Source organism: Vreelandella xerophytica (assembly GCF_968048975.1).
Genome location: NZ_OZ309106.1, coordinates 319,690 through 333,230, shown reverse-complemented (window position 1 = coordinate 333,230; position 13,541 = coordinate 319,690). Strand labels below are relative to the sequence as shown.

The following is a 13,541-nucleotide window of genomic DNA, read 5'->3' as shown; positions in this document are numbered from 1 at the left end:
CTGCGCCCCAGGCGCTTTGCCAGATTGACACTGTGGCAAGCTCACGCTATCGTCTTTAATTGATGCAAATGAGAAACATTTTATTTTAACAAACCAGGTGATGGAGAACCGGCATGCGCGCAAGGCGTGTATCTCAGGAACAGCGTCAGCTTCGTCAGACCGTGATCTTTCTGCGTACCTCGTTCGAGGCCATGCAGCACTCCATCGCGGGGCGCCTTGAAGACCCGCTGCCCTGCTGGCTGGATACCGGCACGCTCTCGATGCTGGCCGGCGAGCTTGGCCGCGCAGGTCAGGAGGCCAGATCAGTGCTTCCTCCCGAGGCCTTTGCCAAGCTCTGCCTGGCCTCGCACCAGTGTGAGTTGTTGCTCAGACAGTGCCCGGGCGTGCTGAGCAGCGCAATGTGCTACCGCCAGCTGAGCACCATCGTCTTTACTCTCGAGGCCGCCCTGCAGCAGATGGCCGCCCCCGCGCCCCGGCAGCGCTGGTTTTCATCCCTACAAAAGTGAGCCCTGGTGACGTCAGGCGGTATTTCGCCTCACGTTACCCCGAACTAGTAGCTCACTAAATGAACGCGCCTCCATGTAAAAGAGGTTCCAAACCGCCTTCCCCTGCCTTGAAACCGAGAGCTTGCTTGACCCGCCTATTTATCATGATAAATTCATTAATAAGGTGCCTTTGAGCGCCTAAGCTGAGACACAAAAATTGCAAGGGTATCCTCATGGCCGAACAAAACTCCGCACCAGCCTCAAACCCGCGTAAAAAGTGGTATCAAGCGGTTCCCGATCCCATGGTGCTCATCTTTATTATTTTGGTCGCTACGTATTTACTGACCTTCATCATTCCCGCCGGTGAATTTGAACGTGTCACTCAGGATGGCCGCACAGTGGTTGTGCCAGGGTCCTTTGCTTATCTGGAAGACGTTGCCAACATTCCGCTATTCAATATTTTTGTAGCGATTCCCGAAGGGCTCATCGCCGCCTCTCAGTATCTGTTTATCGTCTTTATCGCTGGGGGGCTGTTTCATATCTTGCAAAAAACCGGTGCGCTGGAGAATGCGATCGGCGTGGCGGTCAATCGCGTGGGGGTAGAGCGGCGCAACGTGATTATCGTCATCGGTACCTTTATCTATGGCTTTTTCGGTGTCGCCGTAGGGTTTGAAAACAACATTGCGTTAGTCCCTATTGCCGTCCTCATCGCTAGCGCCATTGGCTGTTCCAGCCTGGTGGGCACTACTATGGCTGTCGGTGGTATCGGGATCGGTTTTGCGCTCTCACCGATCAACCCTTATACCGTAGGGGTCGCCCAAGGGATCGCAGAGCTGCCGACGTTTTCAGGTGCCTGGCTTCGCACACTGATGGTGCTTTCATCACTTGCCCTACTCTCTCTTTATATCTGCAAGCGCGTCGTCAAGATGGCGTTTGAAGAGCCGAGTAACGCGGAATCACTGAGTAAACCGCTCAGTGAATACCGTCTTACCAAACGTAATATCCTCACCATGGTCGTGTTCGTGGGTGGGTTGATCGCCATGCTGATCGGAGTGTTTACCCGCGGCTGGTACATCAATGAGATTGCAGGCATATTTTTGCTGTTGGCGATCATGATTGGTGCATTGAATGGCCTGTCGGCGAACGGCATCGTTAAACAGATGATGGAAGGTGCTGCCAGTGTCACCGCTGGCGCGCTCGTCATTGGGGTGGCCGCTTCCATTCAAGTCATTCTCGAGCAAGCCGTGATTATCGACACAATCGTGAATTCGCTGAGCACCATGATCGACGGCATCCCTTCGGTCTTCTCCGCGATCATGGCAAGCGTCGTGCAAGGCATCATCAATCTCTTTGTTCCCTCCGGCTCGGGCCAGGCGCTGGTAACCATGCCAATTTTGATTCCCGTCGCGGATCTTGTCGGAATGAGCCGTCAACTGATGATCACCGCGTTCCAGGTAGGCGACGGTTTAACCAATCTGATCGTTCCCACTTCGGGCGGTACACTGGCCATGCTGGCCCTCGGTCGTGTCTCTTACGCCCAGTGGCTGAAAGCGATCATGCCTTTCATGGCGCTGGTTTACGTATTGGCTTGGGCAGGGCTGGTCATTGGCCACCTGGTGGGTTACTGAGCAAGGGAGCCACGATGACGCTTTCACTGGTTCACTGCCATCCTGCCACCGGTACCGTCGCCACGATAACCGCTACCGGCGGGATGGCAGTCGGTGGCTATGTTCACCACTGCTGGCGGGGTGTCGGGGCATGTGTTACCCAGGGGCGCTTTACCAACCCTTGGTATCCGGCTCGGGTGTACAAGGCCCTTGCCGCGGGAACCAGTGCCCAACATGCGCTGGACACCGCCATTAGCGAGGACAGCGATTCAGCGCTGCGCCAGTGTCTGGTCATGGATATGCACGGCTACTCATCGACGCATTCGGGTACACAAAACGTACCCGAAGTGGCCCAAATCCGCTTCCCCGGCGTCGCCGCCGCCGGCAACATGCTTCAACGTGTCGAAGTAGTGCAGGTGCTGGCGGAGCAGTTCTTGAAACTTGGTACCGAGAATAGCAAGGCGGTTATTCAAGGTAGCGAAGCGCCTCGTTACTACACCCATCACGACCAGCATCTGCTTATGTATCTTCTCGGCGCTCTGGACGCCGCTTTATCAGCAGGCGGGGATAAACGCGGTACGCGCTCGGCTGCGCTACGCATTGAGTCATTTCACCAAGCGCCTATCGATTTGCGTGTCGACTTCTCCGAAGACGTCGTAGGTGCTTTGCAGGCATTGGCCGACCAGTTCATGGCTAAAGACTTCCAAGACTTTTGGCGTCGGCTGCCACTGCGTTAAAACAATATCAAACCTTTCGCTGGCGTCTTTACCAGCTCCTTTCGGAGGATTTATGACCAATACGGCTGCTCTTGCTACCCTCGATCAGGGCGAATTGGGCTTAGTCTTGATCGACCGTCTCAACGAGGCGGCTCTGTGCTCTGAACCAGGTCCCGGCGTTACGCGATTGTTCTGCTCCCGGGCACACCGTGAAGTACTGACAGTAATAAGCCGCTGGATGGAACAAGCCGGGCTTACTCCCCAACTGGACGCCGCTGGCAACCTTGTTGGGCGCTGCCCAAAGGCCCAAGCTGGCGAAAAGACATTCATAATGGGCTCCCATCAGGACTCAGTGATAGAAGGCGGCAAGTACGACGGCATGCTGGGCGTGGCTCTGCCACTATTAGCGTTGGAAGCTCTTAATCGTGAAAACGTTACCCTGCCCTATGGCATCGAAGTCGTCGCGTTTGGCGATGAAGAGGGAGTTCGCTTTCCCACCACGCTGGTGGGCAGCAAGGCGCTGGCAGGAAGCATAACGCCCGAGCAACTGGAGGTTCGGGATGTCGAGGGTGTCTCGCTAAAAGAAGCGTTAACAGCTTTTGGCTGCTCTCCTGCGGATATCGCCTCTGTCGCTCGTGACCCGGCCAACACGCTGGGATTTCTAGAAGTACACATTGAACAAGGTCCGATTCTTGAGCAGCGTGACCATGCCGTTGGGATCGTTACAGCTTTAACAGGTATCGAACGTCATCAAGTGACGCTCAGCGGCAAGGCTGGTCACGCGGGCACCACACCCATGAGCCTGCGCAGCGATGCACTCGTCGGCGCGGCGGAAATGGTAGTGGCTATCGATCGAGTACTGCAGGAGACCGAAGAGTTGGTCGGCGTAGTGGGAAAACTCGATGTTCATCCCAACGCTGTCAACGTGATTCCCGGCCGGGTCACCTTTACGGTAGAATTACGCTCCCCGGAGCCGACCAAGCGTCAGTACGGCAGGAAAGCCATCACCGACGTCATGAAGGCGGTAGCAAAGCGTCGTGGGCTGACGCTCGACATGGACAACACCTACAGTGCCGAGGCGGTATCCTGTGCTGACTGGATAATGGAATCCATGGAAGAAGCTTGCCTCGGAGCTGGCCAACCGGCAGAGCGGCTTTTCAGCGGCGCAGGGCACGATGGTCTAGCCATGCAGGCGTTAACCGATATCGGCATGCTGTTTGTACGCTGTAAAGACGGGCTTAGCCACCACCCTGATGAAGCGATCACCGCAGCAGATGGTGAAGTAGCGACCCGAGTGGTCATGGCATTCCTACGACGGCTAACAAAGTCCTAATACTTGCTTTGCGCTTATCACTTCCACCGCTCGGACAGAAACCCTCGCCTTACGCGGGCCTCCTGCTGGTTCATCACTCGCTGTGCATCCTGCATATGCTCACGCATGATGTTATAAGCGCTTTCAGCATCACCTAACTCGATGGCATCCAGAATTTCGCCGTGATAACGACAGCCAGTCTGGCCCAAATCATGGGTAACGGGCTCGTAAAGACGATGATAAATCGTAAGATCCGAAAGCACTTGAATGGTGAACCGAATCATAAAAGTCAGCAGTTGATTGCCGCCAGCCAGCTCGGCAAGCATCAAATGAAAGTGCAAGGAATCGAGATGCTGCTGGCGTTCGGTCTCACTATCGTCTGCGGGATTTGCATAGCTATAGAGACTTTCACGTAAACGCGCCATGTCAGCGCCAGCCACATTGCCTGCCAATGAGGCAGCAAGCTCAGGTTCCAATGCCAAGCGTATCTGGTAAATGTCCCTGATCGATATTTCTTTAAAAAAAAGATAATTGCTCAATAAGGATATAGCTTTTTCATCGCTCATTTCGCGTACGAAAGCACCACCGCCAGGCCCCGTGCGGGTTTCGACCAGCCCTTGTGCTTCCAGCACTCGCGTACTTTCTCGCACCGTGCCTTTGGACACCTGTAGCGTATTCATCAATTCTGCTTCACTAGGTAATCGATCACCAGGCTTTAATTGCCTCTCCACTATCCAGCATTTGATGGTTTCCGCCACCTGATAAGGGCGACGCTGAGGAGCATTCTTTGACATGCTATTGAAGACTTCCTGACTGATAAGATTCAAGGGTACCAGAGAGACGGCTCATCGCAGCGCTGAGAGTGATCCATACTATTCAAATGAGTTTAACAAAACTGAATTGGCGCCTAGTAGTAAACTGGTCTATTCTTACCCATATCATTTCATAACGCGCAAGAAGGAGTTTGCCCATGGCATTCGATACATTATTGGCCTCTACCCAGCTTGGCGGTCTGTCGCTTCCCAACCGAGTCATCATGGCGCCGCTGACCCGGGCGCGTACCCCGGATAGCGTGCCGGGTAAAATGCAGCAGGCCTACTACGGCCAGCGCGCCGGCGCCGGCTTGATCATCAGCGAAGCCACCAACATCTCCCCCACAGCGCGGGGTTACGTTTATACCCCTGGCATCTGGACCGACGAGCAGGAATCGGGCTGGAAAGCCGTGGTGCAGGCGGTACATGCCAAGGGCGGGCGGATCGCCATGCAGCTCTGGCACGTTGGGCGCGTTTCTCACGAAATGGTTCAGCCCGAAGGTCAAGCACCGGTCGCTCCCAGCGCTTTGAAAGGCGAAGGCGCCCAGTGCTTTGTGGAGTTCGAAGACGGCAGCGCCGGCCAGCACCCCACCAGCACGCCCCGAGCGCTGGAAACCGACGAGATTCCCGGCATCGTCGACGACTACCGCAAGGCCGCCGTTCGCGCCAAGCGCGCAGGCTTTGACATGATCGAAGTCCACGCGGCGAACGCCTACCTGCTCAACCAGTTTCTGGCCACCGGCACCAACAAGCGTGACGACCAGTACGGCGGCTCGGTCGAAAACCGTGCGCGCTTCCCGCTGGAAGTCGTCGATGCCGTCATCGAGGTGTATGGCGCCGACCGCGTGGGTATCCGCCTGACGCCATTCATCGAGATTTTCGGCCTGACCGACGACGAGCCCGAGGCAATGTCGTTCTATCTCGCCGACGAGCTCGCCAAGCGCGGCCTTGCGTATATCCACTTGAACGAGCCCAACTGGGCCGGCGGTGACAATGAGTTCCCGGACGGTTTCCGCGAGCAGATGCGTAAGCGCTTCAACGGCAGCATTATCTACTGCGGTCACTACGACGCTGAAAAGGGTGAAGCACTGCTGAAAAGCGGTAACGGCGATCTCGTCGCCTACGGTCGCCCGTACATTGCCAACCCGGACCTGGTCGAGCGTTTTCGTGTCGATGCCGCGCTGAACGAGCCGAACCATGACACCTTCTACGGTGGCGACGAAAAAGGCTACACCGACTACCCGTTCATGAATAACGGCCATGACCGCATTGGATAAGCCATTTCTTGCGCTAGGTTATTGACGCCAGAAATATTACCTTGCCCATTAAAAGCACCACATTCGTGGTGCTTTTTTTATCCCGCTCACCTGATAATGCTGCTATTTTTACCTACCTTATCAATACGATGCTTATGGCGACTGGCGTTGCTGTTTAAGCAAAACCGTTCCTAACGTCCGGATCAGGCTCAGGGTGATAAAATGGACAGTATTCCCCTTCCAGTGTGGCTTGCGTTCATGTCGCTGATTTTCGGCGTAGTAGCCACGATTATCTTTATCTACGTGGTACTGCCCAGAAGGCGACAGGCCAGGGCGCGCCAGGACACCTCGCCACTCCAGCAGACGCCTGCCAAGGCACCGGCGCCGGCCTCGCCCCCCAAACCTGCGGCGGCGCCGGCATCGGCCAAGGTCAGACAGCACTCGCTGTTCGTCATATTTTCGCACCCGGATGCCACGACCGACGAACGCTTGACGGAGTGGCTACGCGGCAAGAATGCCCGTTTTGATGCGCTCAAGAAGGTTTTCCTGATCGACGGCCAGCAGCGCTCCAACCCGATTACCCTGGCCAACGCCTTCCCGCCCGGGGAAATGCCGGATTTACTGAGTGGGGAGAAACACGCGCCTATTCGCGGAATCAGCCTGCTGGTAAAGCCGCCCATCCACAAGCGGCGCAATCAGCAGATGCACGTGTACGTGGCGCTGGCCAAGGAGATGAACGATGCCTTCAGAGGCGAGGTGCTCGATAGCGAGCGAACCCCCGCCACCGACGTCACCTACCAGCAGATCATTGGTTGACGCCCTACACCACGCCCTGGCTTCGCAGGTAGTCATCGTAGCTGCCGCTGAAATCGACGATACCCTCAGGCTGCATGTCGATGATGCGGGTGGCCAACGATGAGACGAACTCCCGGTCGTGGCTGACGAACAATAGCGTGCCGGGGTAGTTCTCCAGCGCCAGGTTGAGCGCCTCGATGGATTCCATGTCCAGGTGGTTGGTGGGCTCGTCCATCAGCAGCACGTTAGGGTTGGTCAGCGTCAGCTTGCCAAACAGCATTCGCCCCTGTTCGCCGCCGGAAATCACCTTCACCGACTTGGTGATATCATCGCTTGAAAAGAGCATGCGCCCAAGCGCGCCGCGCACCACCTGCTCGCCGCCTTGCGTCCACTGCCCCATCCACTCGAACAGCGTGGCATCCTCGGCGAAATCCGCGGCGTGATCCTGGGCGAACACGCCGATTTCGGCGGCATCGGTCCACTTCACGTGGCCGCTGTCAGGGGCGAAATCGCCGGCCAGGGTCTTCAAGAGCGTGGTCTTGCCGATACCGTTGGGGCCGATGATCGCGATACGCTCGCCGGCCTCGACCCCCATGGAGAAGCGCTCGAACAGCGGCGTGTTGCCTTCATACCCCTTGGTGATGGCCTCGACGTTCAAGGCGTTGCGGTGAATCTTCTTGTTCTGGTCGAAGCGAATGAACGGGCTCACCCGGCTGGAGGGCTTGATGTCCTCGAGCTTGATCTTGTCGATCTGACGCGCACGGGAAGTGGCCTGCTTGGCCTTGGAGGCGTTGGCCGAGAAGCGGCTGACGAACTGCTGAAGCTCGGCGATCTGCGCCTTCTTCTTGGCGTTATCCGAGTGCTGGCGTTCGCGCGCGGCGGTCGCGGCGGTCATGTAATCGTCATAGTTGCCCGGGAACAGGGTGATTTCACCGTAATCCAGATCCGCCATGTGGGTGCAGACGCTGTTCAGGAAGTGGCGGTCGTGGGAGATGATCACCATGGTGCTGCTGCGCGCCTTGAGAATATCCTCGAGCCAGCGGATGGTATTGATGTCCAGGTGGTTGGTGGGCTCGTCGAGAAGCAAAACGTCCGGATCAGAAAACAGCGCCTGGGCGAGCAGTACCCGCAGCTTCCAGCCCGGGGCCACCTCGCTCATGGGACCAAAGTGCTGCTCGATGGGAATACCCAGCCCCAGGAGGAGCTCGCCGGCGCGCGCCTCGGCGGTGTAGCCGTCGAGCTCGGCAAAGCGCACTTCCAGATCCGCCACGGCCATGCCGTCGGCTTCGCTCATCTCGGGCTTTGAGTAGATACGTTCGCGCTCTGCCGCCACTTTCCAGAGCTCAAAGTTACCCATGATGACCGTGTCGATCACGCGCTCGTTCTCGAAGGCGAACTGATCCTGGCGCAGTTTGCCAAGGCGCGTGCTGCTGTCCAGCATCACCTGGCCGCCGGAGGGTTCGAGTTCGCCGCCCAGGATCTTCATGAAGGTCGACTTGCCGCAACCGTTGGCGCCGATCAACCCGTAACGGTTGCCGTTGTTGAACTTGACCGAGACGTTCTCGAACAGGGGCTTGGCCCCGAACTGCATGGTGATGTTGGCGGTAGCGATCAAAAGGGGGCCCCTGATTGGCGATAAGTGCCACGTGTAAAGACGTACGTGAAAAGATGCACGTGTCGAGATATACGTGTAGAAAGGCCCGCGATTCTACGCGCTCTCACGCCGTCTGGCACCTCTCGCCTCGGGTCAATCGCTTCCAGGCGCCGGAAGCTCAAGAAGAACCCTCGCATTATCAACCGCTTGATGAAACCGTGAGCATAAAATGGCGGCGATACCTTCGTGCTCGCCGACCAGGCGGGTCATTATCACGTTTAACTGGGGGTGCTGCGCCTGAGCGGCGCGACAGATCGCGTCGATATCGCCCCCTTCGCCCGCGTGACGCCCGGGGGATAGAAAAAGCAGCGCCACCACCACAGTGGACGAGGAAAACGCGTCGCTTTCCAGAAGCCGCGCCAGCAGCGGTTCGTTGAAGCGGTACTCGTCGCCGTCGCGGCGCTCCATCGAGGCCGGGGCCACGCAGGCGGCGCGCTCACCCAGCAGTACGCTCAACTGGCCCGCCAGACGGTTGCGCACCGCGGTCACCTCGAAGATGGGGCTGCCGTGATCCACCAGCGCTACCCGGGGCGGGGCACCGTCGGGCATCGCTTCAGTCACGTTGTCGGCCAGCAACCGGGCCAGGCGCAGATCGTTGTCGCCGTGCTCGTCCACCAGCGGCATGGCCACGCGCACCCGCACCTCTGGAAAGCGCGCCTGAAGTTCGCCCATGCGGGTGGGCAGGTAGTCGGTCAAGGCGCGGCTTGCCCCGAAGAAAAATGGCAGCACGATGATCTCGCGCGCCCCGGCCTCGGCGCTCGACTCGGCGGCAGGCCCCAGCGTCTGCGCCGCGATACCGCCGAGCTGATCCGCGGGAATCTTGTTGGAGTGCAAGAGCGAGGCGGGCTGCACCGGTTCATTCAACTGCTCGCTCAGCGCCGCCGCTACCCGGCGCAGGTTGAAGGTGGCCGCCGGTTTGAGCGAGCCGTTATCGACCAGAAAGATCGCGCGCATGAAAGCCTCCCAAAGAGCGTTTGTGGTCATGTTACCATGGCCTTTTAACGACTTTTTGACGATCCCATGCTGATAGACACCACCGCCATCAATCAAGGCCGTCGCCCTTTCAATGACAACGACGAACTCTGGATTTTCGGCTACGGCTCGCTGATCTGGAAAGCGGACTTCCCCTACCTGGAGCGGCGAAGCGCCTGTATTACCGGCTGGGAACGGCGCTTCTGGCAGGGTTCCCACGACCACCGTGGCACGCCAAGCGCGCCGGGGCGGGTCGTCACGCTGATTCCCGTGCAGGGCGCTGTCTGTCACGGCATGGCGTATCGCATCTCTGAACAGACCCTGGCGCCGCTGGATCACCGTGAGAAAAACGGCTACTTGCGAGAGATTGCCGCGCTTCGTTTCCCAGACGGCAGCGAAGTGCAGGGGCTGGTCTACATGGCGACCGAGGATAACCCGGCATTTCTGGGCCCCGCCCCCCTGGAGACCATGGCCCGGCAAATCGCCGGCGCCGAAGGCCCCAGCGGCCCCAATCGCGATTACCTGGTCAACCTGGCTCAGGCGCTTCGCGAGCTAAACGTGAACGATACGCACGTCTTCGCGCTCGAGGAACAGCTCCAGTACGTGTGAGCGCGCGCTTTTGAAAGCCCATCTGAAGGAGCTCATCCGGAAGAGCACCTCCAAGCTGAGGTGTCTGTCACCAGTAGCGCGGGTAACGACGGTGGCGGGCCAGATTGTTGATCAGTATGGCGACCACCAGCATGACGACACAGCCCATGCCAATGGGCAGAAGTGGGTACCACCAGCCCAGGCCGTGCACGCCAGCCCCGCCCCCTACCGCAATCAAGGCCGCCGCCGCCCCGGGCGGATGTACCGTATGAGTCAACTGCATCACCAGAATGGACAGGGATACCGCCAGCGCCATGGAGACGGGGGTGGCGCCCAGTAATTGATAGCAGCCCACGCCGATGGCGGCGGACAAGATGCTGCCGAACAGTACATGACTTGGCTGGGCGAAAGGACTTTCCGGGGCGGCATAGATCAGCACCGACGTAGCGCCGAAGGAGCCCACGATCAGAAGCTGCTGGCTGAGCCACTCCGCACTGAGCCAGCAGATGAGGGCCATTCCGCTGAACGCGCCCACCCAGGACCAGAGCGCGTCCTTCCAGCCGACCCGGGCGCGCTTGACGGGTTCGCCGCGCATTTTACCCAAATAGGTTTTCATTTCACTCACGCAAGCACTAAAGAAGTGCAAATGATCGCAAAATGCACCAGATAAGCAAATGTTAATCGATCAACTGCTAATGAATTCAATTCAAGTACGCGGGCGGCCCTGCTCGATGGTTACATCATCAGCCAGGAAAGAATAAACAGGGCAAGGATCGTTTTCACGATACCCCCGACGATCGAACCGCGCAGAAACGACTTTATTCCTCCCCACAGAATCAGCAGCCCGACCACCAGTACCGCTATGCTGAAAAAGGACGCATTGATTCCCAACGACCGCGTCAAGCCATCGATGAAATCGCCAAACGCCCCAAAGAAGTTGGTGAATATTCCCAGCAGGAACTCCACCACCACGCGAATCGCCTCGCCGATGGCCTCGCCCACTTCACCGAAAAATCCGTTTGCCTGCATGCGTCCTGTCCTACATCAATGAGTACGGCATTGTCGGTTAAAACGCCCAGGAGGGCAAAGCAAAGCACCGGGTACGGTGTACCGGTTCCTCATGAAGCGATAACGATGTCGCCCTTGAAGGTCTGCTAGACTACGCCACGCTTGTCCTCTCATGACGATCTAGTGATTTTTGGATGCTCAATCAGCGCGCACTTGTCTATCTCAACGAAGTTATTCGCCGAGGCTCCTTGCGTCGGGCGGCGGCGCATCTGGATGTCGATCCCTCCGCGCTCAGCCGCCAGATCAAGGCGCTGGAGGAAACCCTGGGCAGCACGCTTTGCGAGCGCATTGGCAGCGGCATGCGCGCGACCCAGGCCGGGCTGATGCTTGCCAAGCACTTCAATACCCAGCGCGCTCAGGAAGAGGCGGTACTCTCCAGACTCTCCGCCCTGCAGGGACTGGCCCAGGGCAACGTGCGCATTGCGGTCGGCGAGGGGTTCATCGCGGATCTCATTGCCAAGCCTCTGGGCGAATTCATGACCGCCTTCGAGGGGGTCAATGTCGATATTCGCATGGCGGGCGTCAACGAGGCAGTGTCGCTCTTGAAGGATTACGAAGTGGATCTGGCGCTTTTATATGCCCCGCCGGTGGACCCCGCCCTTCACTGCCATGTGGAAACACGTCAGCCGCTGGATTTGATCGTCTCCCCGAATCATCCGCTCTGCGCACTCAAGCGTCCGGTAACGCTCGTTGACCTGCGACCCTGGCCGCTGGGGCTGATGGACAACCCCTTCGGCATGCGCCAGATGGTCAAGATGGTCGAGCAGCTCGAACGCGTCCATCTCGAGGCGCGCCTTTACACCAATTCGGTGGCCGTGCTCAAGAACTTCGTGCGCTCCAACATTGGCGTCACCTTCATGCCCGAACTGACCGTGATCGATGAAATCAATCGCGGCGAGATTGTCACGTTGCCCATGCAGTACCCGCTGATGAACGACGCCCGGGCGCAGATCGTGAGTCTTGAAGGGCATGAACTGACCGTGGCAGCCGCTACCTATCTCAAGCATCTGCACCGGGGAATGCGCTTTTTTTCGGGTGATGCGCCCCGGCTGTTGTCTTAAAAACAACGCTTTGGGTATTGCATAGTCAACGCCTCAATGCCTAGTCTCCTCATACTAATTAATGAATAATAATAAATAGGTAGCTAATTACCTGATCACTACAAATTAAAGCAAGGAGATCCATCATGTTGCGTTTCACCCCAGCGCGTCTTGTGAGCGCCTGTCTATTAGGTTCATTGGCGATGGCCGGCAACGCGTTTGCCACGACCATCAACCTGAGCTACAACGGCGCCCCGGACCCTGAAAAAAATGCGGTACATGTATTCGCTACCAACCTGAAGGAACTGGTGGAAGAGCGTACCGACCAGGAAATCGAGCTGCGCCTTTTTGCCAACAGCATGCTGGGCAATGAAGAGGAGCGCATGGAGCAGACGATGAATACGCCCATGCTCAACATCGCCTCCTTTGCCGGCATCTCGCCGCTGGCCGACGAGCTCTTCGTCAGTGCGATTCCTTTCTTGTTCGAGGATTTCTCGGCAGCGCGTACCTTCTTTGACGAAGGAACCTACTGGCAGACCTTCAGCGAAGAGTTCAGCGAGCGCACCGGTGTCGATATGCTCGCCGTGGTCGAGGAAGGCGGCTTTCTGGCCTTCACCAACAACGAGCGTCCCATCAGCCACCCGGATGATTTCGAAGGCCTGCGCTTTCGTGCCATGGACCCAAGCCAGGTAGCCCTCTATGAGTCCTTCGGCGCTTCCGGCACGCCGATCCCTTGGACCGAGACCTACATGGCGCTGCGCACCGGCGTTGCCAACGGCCAGATGAACCCGCCCATGTACATTATCCTGGGCAGCCTTTACGAGGTGCAGGACTACCTGACGCTGGCCAACATCCAGTACTCTGACCAGTTTCTGGTCGGCAACAGCGAAATGATCGCCAGCTGGGATGACGAGCTGCGTGAAACCTTCCTGCAGGCCGTCGCCGAGGCCAACCAGAGCGCGCGTGAAAGCAACGAAGCCCAGGTCGAATCACGTATCGCCTATCTTGAAGCCGAAGGCATGGAAGTGATTCGCCCCTCCCACGATGAGCTTGAAGCGTTTCGCGAGATCGGCCAGCCCGCCTATTTCGACTGGCTGGAAGAGCGCGGCATCGAGCAGCGCTGGATCGACATGGCGCTTGAAGACGCCGGCGAAGGCGTGCTTGACCGCTAAGCCGCCTATCGCCGCTGACAGGGCTAGCCACGGCTAGCCCTTTTTCCGGATGTCCGCTGGAGCG

14 protein-coding genes are annotated in these 13,541 nt (G+C 58.0%); 9 read left to right on the top strand and 5 right to left on the bottom strand.

Annotated elements, in window-relative coordinates:
• The first annotated feature begins 113 nt into the window (after positions 1–113).
• The 4 genes from ACWF8S_RS01615 (at position 114) to ACWF8S_RS01600 (ending at position 4,141) form a co-directional block, all read left to right on the top strand.
• Positions 114–506 (top strand): hypothetical protein, encoded by a 393-nt coding sequence (locus tag ACWF8S_RS01615; RefSeq protein ID WP_447555077.1) that lies wholly within the window; start codon positions 114–116, stop codon positions 504–506.
• Positions 507–718: 212 nt separating this feature from the next.
• Entirely contained in the window at positions 719–2,113 is a 1,395-nt protein-coding gene (locus ACWF8S_RS01610) for a YfcC family protein (protein WP_447555076.1), read from the top strand.
• Between the two features lie 14 nt (positions 2,114–2,127).
• Positions 2,128–2,829 (top strand): DUF1028 domain-containing protein, encoded by a 702-nt coding sequence (locus tag ACWF8S_RS01605; protein ID WP_447555075.1) that lies wholly within the window; start codon positions 2,128–2,130, stop codon positions 2,827–2,829.
• Positions 2,830–2,881: 52 nt separating this feature from the next.
• Positions 2,882–4,141 (top strand): allantoate amidohydrolase, encoded by a 1,260-nt coding sequence (locus tag ACWF8S_RS01600; protein WP_447555074.1) that lies wholly within the window; start codon positions 2,882–2,884, stop codon positions 4,139–4,141.
• A 17-nt stretch (positions 4,142–4,158) separates the two neighbouring features.
• On the opposite strand, the gene ACWF8S_RS01595 is transcribed toward ACWF8S_RS01600, so the two are convergent.
• The gene (locus ACWF8S_RS01595) at positions 4,159–4,914 is read right to left on the bottom strand and encodes a FadR/GntR family transcriptional regulator (RefSeq protein WP_447555073.1); all 756 of its coding nucleotides are present in this window, start codon (positions 4,912–4,914) and stop codon (positions 4,159–4,161) included.
• Between the two features lie 176 nt (positions 4,915–5,090).
• Here ACWF8S_RS01595 and ACWF8S_RS01590 point away from each other — a divergent pair, with 176 nt between their 5' ends.
• Positions 5,091–6,209 (top strand): alkene reductase, encoded by a 1,119-nt coding sequence (locus ACWF8S_RS01590; protein ID WP_447555072.1) that lies wholly within the window; start codon positions 5,091–5,093, stop codon positions 6,207–6,209.
• A 201-nt stretch (positions 6,210–6,410) separates the two neighbouring features.
• The gene (locus ACWF8S_RS01585; protein ID WP_447555071.1) at positions 6,411–7,004 is read left to right on the top strand and encodes a cell division protein ZipA C-terminal FtsZ-binding domain-containing protein; all 594 of its coding nucleotides are present in this window, start codon (positions 6,411–6,413) and stop codon (positions 7,002–7,004) included.
• Positions 7,005–7,008: 4 nt separating this feature from the next.
• Here ACWF8S_RS01585 and ACWF8S_RS01580 read toward each other — a convergent pair whose 3' ends face one another.
• Positions 7,009–8,598 (bottom strand): ABC-F family ATPase, encoded by a 1,590-nt coding sequence (locus ACWF8S_RS01580; RefSeq protein WP_447555070.1) that lies wholly within the window; start codon positions 8,596–8,598, stop codon positions 7,009–7,011.
• A gap of 132 nt (positions 8,599–8,730) precedes the next feature.
• The gene (locus ACWF8S_RS01575) at positions 8,731–9,591 is read right to left on the bottom strand and encodes a sirohydrochlorin chelatase (RefSeq protein ID WP_447556536.1); all 861 of its coding nucleotides are present in this window, start codon (positions 9,589–9,591) and stop codon (positions 8,731–8,733) included.
• A 66-nt stretch (positions 9,592–9,657) separates the two neighbouring features.
• Between ACWF8S_RS01575 and ACWF8S_RS01570 the strand changes: the two genes are divergently transcribed.
• Positions 9,658–10,218, top strand: coding sequence for a gamma-glutamylcyclotransferase (locus ACWF8S_RS01570; protein ID WP_447555069.1), 561 nt, complete (start codon positions 9,658–9,660; stop codon positions 10,216–10,218).
• A gap of 67 nt (positions 10,219–10,285) precedes the next feature.
• Here ACWF8S_RS01570 and ACWF8S_RS01565 read toward each other — a convergent pair whose 3' ends face one another.
• Positions 10,286–10,813 carry an HPP family protein gene (locus ACWF8S_RS01565; RefSeq protein ID WP_447555068.1) on the bottom strand — a complete coding sequence of 176 codons (528 nt, stop codon included), beginning with the start codon at positions 10,811–10,813 and terminating at the stop codon, positions 10,286–10,288.
• 119 nt (positions 10,814–10,932) lie between these two features.
• Positions 10,933–11,226, bottom strand: a complete 294-nt coding sequence (locus tag ACWF8S_RS01560) for a hypothetical protein (RefSeq protein WP_447555067.1) — start codon at positions 11,224–11,226, stop codon at positions 10,933–10,935.
• Positions 11,227–11,399: 173 nt separating this feature from the next.
• Here ACWF8S_RS01560 and ACWF8S_RS01555 point away from each other — a divergent pair, with 173 nt between their 5' ends.
• Both ACWF8S_RS01555 and dctP read left to right on the top strand, forming a co-directional pair.
• Entirely contained in the window at positions 11,400–12,326 is a 927-nt protein-coding gene (locus ACWF8S_RS01555) for a LysR family transcriptional regulator (RefSeq protein ID WP_447555066.1), read from the top strand.
• A 125-nt stretch (positions 12,327–12,451) separates the two neighbouring features.
• Positions 12,452–13,477, top strand: coding sequence for a TRAP transporter substrate-binding protein DctP (dctP, locus tag ACWF8S_RS01550; protein WP_447555065.1), 1,026 nt, complete (start codon positions 12,452–12,454; stop codon positions 13,475–13,477).
• Positions 13,478–13,541: the final 64 nt, after the last annotated feature.

Bases quoted from the DNA above. Each gene is read 5' to 3' on its own strand.
- ACWF8S_RS01615 (WP_447555077.1), top strand. From the start codon at position 114: ATGCGCGCAAGGCGTGTATCTCAGGAACAGCGTCAGCTTCGTCAGACC.
- ACWF8S_RS01610 (WP_447555076.1), top strand. From the start codon at position 719: ATGGCCGAACAAAACTCCGCACCAGCCTCAAACCCGCGTAAAAAGTGG.
- ACWF8S_RS01605 (WP_447555075.1), top strand. From the start codon at position 2,128: ATGACGCTTTCACTGGTTCACTGCCATCCTGCCACCGGTACCGTCGCC.
- ACWF8S_RS01600 (WP_447555074.1), top strand. From the start codon at position 2,882: ATGACCAATACGGCTGCTCTTGCTACCCTCGATCAGGGCGAATTGGGC.
- ACWF8S_RS01595 (WP_447555073.1), bottom strand. From the start codon at position 4,914: ATGTCAAAGAATGCTCCTCAGCGTCGCCCTTATCAGGTGGCGGAAACC.
- ACWF8S_RS01590 (WP_447555072.1), top strand. From the start codon at position 5,091: ATGGCATTCGATACATTATTGGCCTCTACCCAGCTTGGCGGTCTGTCG.
- ACWF8S_RS01585 (WP_447555071.1), top strand. From the start codon at position 6,411: ATGGACAGTATTCCCCTTCCAGTGTGGCTTGCGTTCATGTCGCTGATT.
- ACWF8S_RS01575 (WP_447556536.1), bottom strand. From the start codon at position 9,591: ATGCGCGCGATCTTTCTGGTCGATAACGGCTCGCTCAAACCGGCGGCC.
- ACWF8S_RS01570 (WP_447555069.1), top strand. From the start codon at position 9,658: ATGCTGATAGACACCACCGCCATCAATCAAGGCCGTCGCCCTTTCAAT.
- ACWF8S_RS01565 (WP_447555068.1), bottom strand. From the start codon at position 10,813: ATGAAAACCTATTTGGGTAAAATGCGCGGCGAACCCGTCAAGCGCGCC.
- ACWF8S_RS01560 (WP_447555067.1), bottom strand. From the start codon at position 11,226: ATGCAGGCAAACGGATTTTTCGGTGAAGTGGGCGAGGCCATCGGCGAG.
- ACWF8S_RS01555 (WP_447555066.1), top strand. From the start codon at position 11,400: ATGCTCAATCAGCGCGCACTTGTCTATCTCAACGAAGTTATTCGCCGA.
- dctP (WP_447555065.1), top strand. From the start codon at position 12,452: ATGTTGCGTTTCACCCCAGCGCGTCTTGTGAGCGCCTGTCTATTAGGT.